Here is a 6,928-nt window from a genome sequence, read left to right as displayed (position 1 = left end):
GTCTCAGGGCGTTCGCTCAATGGAATAGCGCGGTCGCTCTCCACACCTGAAAAATCCCTCAACCGCCTTCAAATACCCAAGCTCGGTTACCGTGACAGCGCCTCCCCACCCCCATAACCCCATAAAAAAAGCCTGCGACGCAGCACAGCGTCGCAGGCCCGACAACCGCAAGGAAGAAGCGCCGCTCTCCCTCGCTGGCTGCGTCTTAGTTCTTCGCCTTGTCGACCAGCTTCGACTTCGCGATCCACGGCATCATCGCGCGCAGTTTCTCGCCGACGACTTCGATCTGATGCTCGTTGTTGCGAGCGCGGATGGCCTTGAAGCCGATGTTGCCGGACTGGTTCTCCAGCAGGAAGTTGCGAACGAACGTGCCGTCCTGAATGTCGGTCAGAACGCGCTTCATCTCCGCCTTCGTCTCCGCCGTGATCAGACGCGGGCCGGTGACGTACTCGCCGTATTCGGCGGTGTTGGAGATGGAGTAGTTCATGTTCGCGATGCCGCCTTCATAGATCAGGTCGACGATCAGCTTCACTTCGTGCAGGCACTCGAAATACGCCATCTCGGGAGCGTACCCGCCCTCGACCAGCGTCTCGAACCCGGCGCGGATCAGATCGACGAGGCCGCCGCACAGAACCGCCTGCTCGCCGAACAGGTCCGTCTCGACCTCTTCCTTGAAGGTGGTCTCGATGATGCCCGCGCGACCGCCGCCGTTGGCCGAAGCGTAGGACAGGGCGATCTCGAGCGCGCTGCCCGAAGCGTCCTGCGCCACCGCGACGAGGGAGGGCACGCCGCCGCCACGCTGGTACTCGGAACGCACCGTGTGGCCGGGGCCCTTCGGCGCGATCAGGAACACGTCGAGGTCAGGACGCGCCTCGATGATGCGGAAATGGATCGACAGACCATGCGCGAAGGCGATGGCGGCGCCCTGCTTCAGGTTCTTTTCAAGCGAGTCCTTGTAGAGCTGGCCCTGTCCTTCGTCCGGCGTCAGAACCATGACGACGTCGGCCCACTTCGCCGCCTCGTCCGGCGTCATGACCTTGAAGCCGGCGCCTTCGGCCTTGGCGATCGCCGTGGAGCCCGGACGCAGACCGATGACGATGTCCTTGACGCCGCTGTCCTTCAGGTTGTTGGCGTGGGCGTGGCCTTGGCTGCCGTAACCGAGGATCGCGACCTTCTTGGACTTGATCAGGTTCACATCGGCGTCGCGATCGTAATAGACACGCATCTTCATTCTACCTTTCGTTGAAAATCTGCACGAGGCGGCGCAGGGAACGCGTCCCGCGCCGTCAGTCGTATCGGTGTATCCTCAGAGCGAACGCGGCCCTCTGGTCAGGGCGGCGACGCCGGTGCGGGAAACTTCGGCCAGCCCGAGCGGACGCATCAACTCGACAAAGCTGTCCAGCTTTTCCGATGCGCCTGTCAGTTCGAACACGAACGAACTTGCGGTGGTGTCGACGGCGCGGGCGCGGAACGCCTCGGCGATGCGCAGCGCTTCCGTGCGCGCCTCTCCGGTGGAGACCACCTTCACCAAAACCATTTCGCGGGCGATGTGCGGACCTAGCGTCGTCAGGTTGGCGACGCGGCACACGGGCACAAGGCGATCGAGCTGCGCGCGAATCTGCTCGATGATCGCGGGCGTGCCGGAGGTGACGATGTTGATGCGCGAGCGGGCGCCGTCATCTTCGACCGGAGCCACGGTGAGGCTCTCGATGTTGTAACCACGGCCGGAGAAAAGACCGACCACGCGGGCGAGAACGCCGCTTTCGTTGTCGACCAGCACGGAAATCACCGCGCGGTATTCGTCGTTGTCACGTCCCGAAGGAGAGGTGGAGGTCGTCGCTGACGACGCCCCTGCTGCGTGTTTCATCGTTTTGATCCGCGATCCGCCCCGCGACGAGAATTGATGGCCTGTACTCGCCACGGCGGCAAAAGAAAAGGGCGTCCCGGCGCGGAAACCTGCCGCACGCGGGAGGGAAGCCCGGCGGCGGCGGTACAGAACCGACGCCACAAGGCGATGCCTGCGACTATGTCAGACGAGCATCTTGCCCTCGTTCGTCACGACAGCGCCCTGCGCCTCTTGCTCCGGCCCAAGGATCATTTCGTTGTGAGCCGCTCCCGACGGAATCATCGGGAAGCAGTTCTCGCCCTCGGCCACGCACAGATCGACCACCACAGCGCCGTCATGCGCCAGAGCCGCACGAATGGTGTCGTCCAGCTCCGCCATGGTGCGGGCGCGGAAGCCTTTCGCATGGAAGCTCTCGGCCAGTTTCACGAAATCAGGAAGCGCAGAGCTGTAGCTTTCCGAATACCGCGATCCATGCAGCAGCTCCTGCCACTGCCGCACCATGCCCATATACTGGTTATTGATGATGAACAGCTTCACCGGCAGGCGGTACTGCGCGATCGTGCCCAGTTCCTGAATGTTCATCAGGGTGGAGGCCTCGCCCGCCACGTCGATGATCAGCGCATCCGGATGCGCGAGCTGCGCGCCGACCGCCGCTGGCAGGCCGTAGCCCATCGTACCGAGCCCGCCGGAGGTCAGCCAGCGATTAGGCTGCTCAAACTTGAAGAACTGCGCCGCCCACATCTGATGCTGGCCGACTTCGGTGGACACATAGGTGTCGCGCCCCGTCTCCAGAGCCAGTTCGTAGATGCGCTGAATCGCCTTCTGCGGCTTGATGATCGCGTCGGGCGCCGGGTCCTGCGTGAACCGCAGGCAGTCCAGCGCGCGCCATCCCTCGATATGCTCCCACCAGTTCTTCAGGGCAGCGGCATCGGGCGCCGGGCCTTCGGCTCGCTCCCATTCCTCGATCATCGCCGCGATCGTCCGTCCGGCGTCGCCGATGATCGGCACGTCGACGGTGATGATCTTGTTGATCTGCGACGGGTCGATATCGGCGTGAATCTTGAAGGAACGCGGGGAGAACGCGTCGACGCGGCCCGTCACGCGATCGTCGAAACGCGACCCCAGAGCGATCAGCACGTCGCAATCATGCGTGGCGAGATTCGCCTCGTAAGTTCCGTGCATGCCAAGCATGCCGACGAACTGCGGATCACTGGAAGGAAACGCGCCAAGACCCATCAACGTGGACGTGCAGGGAAAGCCGGTCATGTGCACCAGGCGCCCCAGCGCCTCGCACGCCTCCGGCCCAGCGTTGATCACACCGCCGCCCACATAGAACAGCGGACGCTTGCCGCGGCGCATCGCCGCGACCGCTTCGCGCACTGCCTCGCGGTCAGGCTCAACGCGCGGCTGATACGACCGGCGGCCCTGCGTCGAGGGCGGCGCATAAGGGGCCGGACCAACGGTGATATTCTTCGGCAGATCGATCAGAACCGGACCCGGCCGACCGGAGCGGGCGATCTCGAACGCCTCATGCACCGTGCGGGCCAGATCTTCTGGCTTCTTCACGAGATAATTGTATTTCGTCGCGGGTCGCGTGATGCCGGTGGTGTCGGCTTCCTGAAACGCGTCGTTGCCGATCAACTGCACCGGCACCTGCCCCGAAAGGCACACCAGCGGCACGGAATCCATCAGCGCATCGAGCAAGCCCGTCACGGCGTTGGTCGCGCCCGGTCCGCTGGTCACCAGCACGACGCCCACGCGGCCTGTCGAACGGGCGTAGCCTTCCGCCGCATGTACGGCGGCCTGCTCGTGGCGGACCAGAATGTGAAGAATTCGGTCCTGCTGGAACAGGGCGTCGTAAATCGGAAGGACTGCGCCACCAGGGTATCCAAAGACGACCTCCACGCCCTGCTCCTCAAGCGCGCGCAGAAGCACTTCGGCGCCGGAGAGCGTCGTGCTTGCGTTGGGCTGGGCGGCAGTCGTCTGAGTGGCGGCGTTCATTGTCCTCTGGCTCCCCCGACGTTCGACGGCGCGTCTGATTGCGCTGACGTTCATTCGGTATCTGGCCCGGCGCGCCGCTCCATCCGGCGGCGCCATGGCGATTTGACCTGCCGGAAAACCCGACAGGGAGCGCGGGTTTAACCCTGCTCCCCAGCCGCGTCAATCGCCTCTTTCGCAAAAGATACAATCGACGTTATTTTTCTTTCCATAAATTGCGCATCATCGCCAATTCTCTTTTCGATTGTAATCACATCACCCTCACTCGCCAGAGCGTGATGGTTAAACCACGTGGCCTGACGCCTCGTGTAACGCCCAGTAGCCAGCACTGCGCGGTCGCGCGCTTCGGTCACGTCAAACTCGCCCCGCAACATCGCCGTCAGTTCCGGCACGCCATGCGCCCGCATGACCGGGCAGGCCGGGTCGAGTCCGAAAGAAAGCAGACGCTGCACTTCCTCCACCGCTCCCGCCGCGATCATCACATCGAACCGCCGGGCGATGGCTGCGCGAAGCTCAGTGCGATCCGGGTGCAGCCGCACCGCAAGAAAACGGCACTCCGCAGGGGGCAGGCCGGGCTGACCTCGCCACCAGGCGAGGCCACGCCCTGTAGAACGCCAGACCTCCCAGGCGCGCGCCAGACGCTGCGCATCGCTCGGACGCAGTGCCCCACCAGTCTCCGGATCGACCTCAAGAAGGCGCGCATGCAGCGCCGCCGGCTCAAGCGCGAGGCGGCGCGCCTCTTCGCGCGCCTCCGCCGTCGGCGCAGGCACTTCGGCGAGCCCCTCGATCAGCGCACGCAGATACATTCCCGTGCCGCCGCACAACACGGGCGTCCGGCCTTCGGCCCAGGCAGCTTCCATGGCGGCGAGGGCTTCGGTCCGCCACCACGCGACGCTACCGACATCCGTCGCAGGCAGCACTCCGTACAGCCGATGCGGAACCCACGCCTCTTCCTCTGGCGTCGGACGCGCAGTCAGAATGCGAAGTTCGCGGTAAACCTGCATCGAGTCCGCGTTGATCACGACGCCGGGCAATCGCTCCGCAACGCCGAGCGCCAGAGCGGATTTGCCCGAACAGGTCGGCCCGGCGACGATCAGCGCGACGCGCGCACGCGATCCAGAGCTATCCGACCGCGAAACGTTCTCGGGTTTGTCGCCTTGCCTCACACCGCCATCCCTGCCACACGCATTTTTATTATGGACTGCATTTTGACTCTGGTCGCCGACCGGCGAACGACCGCTCTATCCACCGCCGACATCGACACTGCCCTTGCTCTCAGCGAAGGACGCAGGGATCGCACGCTGTCAGCCGAAGAGGCGGAGGACATCGCCTGCCCCCGCCTGTCGGGCGACCGTTTCGAAACGATTCGCGCAGCTCTGGCCTCCCGCCGGATCGACGTTCTGATGACGCCCGCCGTCGGACGACGCAAGCAACTTCTCGTCGCGGACATGGACAGCACCATGGTGGCGAACGAGACGCTGGATGACATCGCGGCCCATGCGGAGGCGTTACGCCCCGGCGTAGGAGAAGACGTCGCCGCCGTCACCCGCCGGTCCATGAACGGCGAAATCGACTTTGCGACCGCCTTGCGTGACCGGGTCGCGGTGCTGGCAGGACTGCCGTCCTCCCTGCTGGAAGAGGCTTGGAAGAGCCTGCGCCTTAATGAAGACGCCCGCACGCTGGTCGCCACCATGAACGCGCACGGCGCACGCACGGCCCTCGTCTCCGGTGGCTTCACATTCTTCACTGCGCGGGTCGCGAAGCTGTGCGGTTTTTCGGAGCATCACGCCAACCGGCTGGTCGTAACCGGAGACCAACTGGACGGAACCGTGGAAGACCCCATCCTCGGCCCGGACGCCAAGCTGGCGCAATTGCGACGCCTGCTGGCTCTCGACGGGCGGTCCGACAGCGCCGCCCTCGCCATCGGTGACGGGGCGAACGACCTGCCAATGTTGCGGGTGGCGGGACTTGGTCTGGCTTTCCACGCAAAACCCGTCGTGCGTCAGGAAATCACCAACCGCATCGACTACACGTCTTTGCGGACGGCCTTATTCGCACAGGGCTACGCAGTCTCCGATTTCGTTCTGGACTGATAATCGGAGTGAACGGCGCGGCCCAATGCCAGCGGCGCCATCCGGCATCGGACGCGGACAATGAATGCAAAGCGAAACAAAGCCGTATGGGCGCCCCAAAACCGGCGGCGCTTTTAGATAGCACAGCGCATTTTTCGTCGCCGCGACGGGCTCACGCAACAAACACGCACAAGCCCTTCCATCCCGGCTGAGACATACAATTAATCTGGACTTTTGTGCGGACCAAAAAATCGAAAATTTCTATACAACACAAGGATAGACGTGCGAAATGACGTGATGCAACTTCAGTAGGCAATCGTCTTTGTACGCCACTGAATGACATTTTCATGACGCCACGATAAGTATTCGCATGAACGAATATGATAAAATTAAGGCGATCCTTGCCAGAAGCATCCATCATTATCAAAACTTAATTCGAGACGAAACAACGCGCCTCGTGTTACGGGTGCTGCAGCCGCTCTCTACCGGGTCGACACTCGCGATCATGGGCTTTCGACTCCCGAGCAGGCGCTGTATTTTGGAGACTATCATGAAGTCAACTCGTCTTTTCGCCGCGCTCTCCCTGATCGCCATGACCGGCGCCGCTCCGGCCTTCGCTCAGACCGCCACGGATCCGACCGCTGCTGCGACGGCGCCTGCGGCCAGCGCTCCAGCTGAGACTGCGCCTGCGGCCACGACCCCCGCTGCGCCGGCCGAAGCGACGACGGCTACGACGGCAACCGACGCCGCCGCGCCGACGACCAAGAAGCACCACAGCAAGAAGCACCATCATCACAAGAAGAAGGCTGCTTCTTCGACCACTCAGAGCAACTGATCTCCGCCGGGACCGGCCCGGTTGACCGGGCCATGTGGGAAAAAAGCCGGTTCATCCGGCTTTTTTCTTTTTGGACGGACTACGTTACGCGCACTGCTGTGGAAAAGTTCCGATCGGGATTTTGAGTCCAAAACAGAGAGTTCTCTGACCTACCTGACCGATCGTCCGGAGAGACAA

At 63.2% G+C, this 6,928-nt stretch carries 6 protein-coding genes; 2 read left to right on the top strand and 4 right to left on the bottom strand.

The window, feature by feature from the left end; genetic code table 11:
• Positions 1–205: 205 nt before the first annotated feature.
• The 4 genes from ilvC to miaA all read right to left on the bottom strand — a co-directional run bounded on the left by ilvC (position 206) and on the right by miaA (position 5,010).
• Positions 206–1,225, bottom strand: a complete 1,020-nt coding sequence (gene ilvC, locus HK28_RS01545; protein WP_026396933.1) for a ketol-acid reductoisomerase — start codon at positions 1,223–1,225, stop codon at positions 206–208.
• Positions 1,226–1,306: 81 nt separating this feature from the next.
• A complete protein-coding gene (ilvN, locus tag HK28_RS01540) occupies positions 1,307–1,867 on the bottom strand; it encodes an acetolactate synthase small subunit (protein WP_035376147.1) in 561 nt (186 codons plus the stop codon).
• 162 nt (positions 1,868–2,029) lie between these two features.
• Positions 2,030–3,847: a biosynthetic-type acetolactate synthase large subunit gene (gene ilvB / locus HK28_RS01535; protein ID WP_086642867.1), complete on the bottom strand. Its 1,818-nt coding sequence runs from the start codon at positions 3,845–3,847 to the stop codon at positions 2,030–2,032.
• A gap of 137 nt (positions 3,848–3,984) precedes the next feature.
• Complete coding sequence (miaA, locus tag HK28_RS01530; RefSeq protein ID WP_086642857.1) at positions 3,985–5,010, bottom strand: tRNA (adenosine(37)-N6)-dimethylallyltransferase MiaA; 1,026 nt, start codon at positions 5,008–5,010, stop codon at positions 3,985–3,987.
• Positions 5,011–5,040: 30 nt separating this feature from the next.
• On the opposite strand from miaA, the gene serB reads away from it, so the two are divergent.
• Both serB and HK28_RS01520 read left to right on the top strand, forming a co-directional pair.
• Complete coding sequence (serB, locus tag HK28_RS01525; protein ID WP_086642866.1) at positions 5,041–5,937, top strand: phosphoserine phosphatase SerB; 897 nt, start codon at positions 5,041–5,043, stop codon at positions 5,935–5,937.
• A gap of 529 nt (positions 5,938–6,466) precedes the next feature.
• The gene (locus HK28_RS01520) at positions 6,467–6,751 is read left to right on the top strand and encodes a hypothetical protein (protein WP_198945755.1); all 285 of its coding nucleotides are present in this window, start codon (positions 6,467–6,469) and stop codon (positions 6,749–6,751) included.
• Positions 6,752–6,928: the final 177 nt, after the last annotated feature.

Source organism: Acetobacter sp. DsW_063 (genome assembly GCF_002153745.1).
Classification (GTDB): Bacteria; Pseudomonadota; Alphaproteobacteria; order Acetobacterales; family Acetobacteraceae; genus Acetobacter.
The sequence above is the reverse complement of the archived record's forward strand: the minus strand, read 5'-3'. Positions and strand labels throughout refer to the sequence as shown.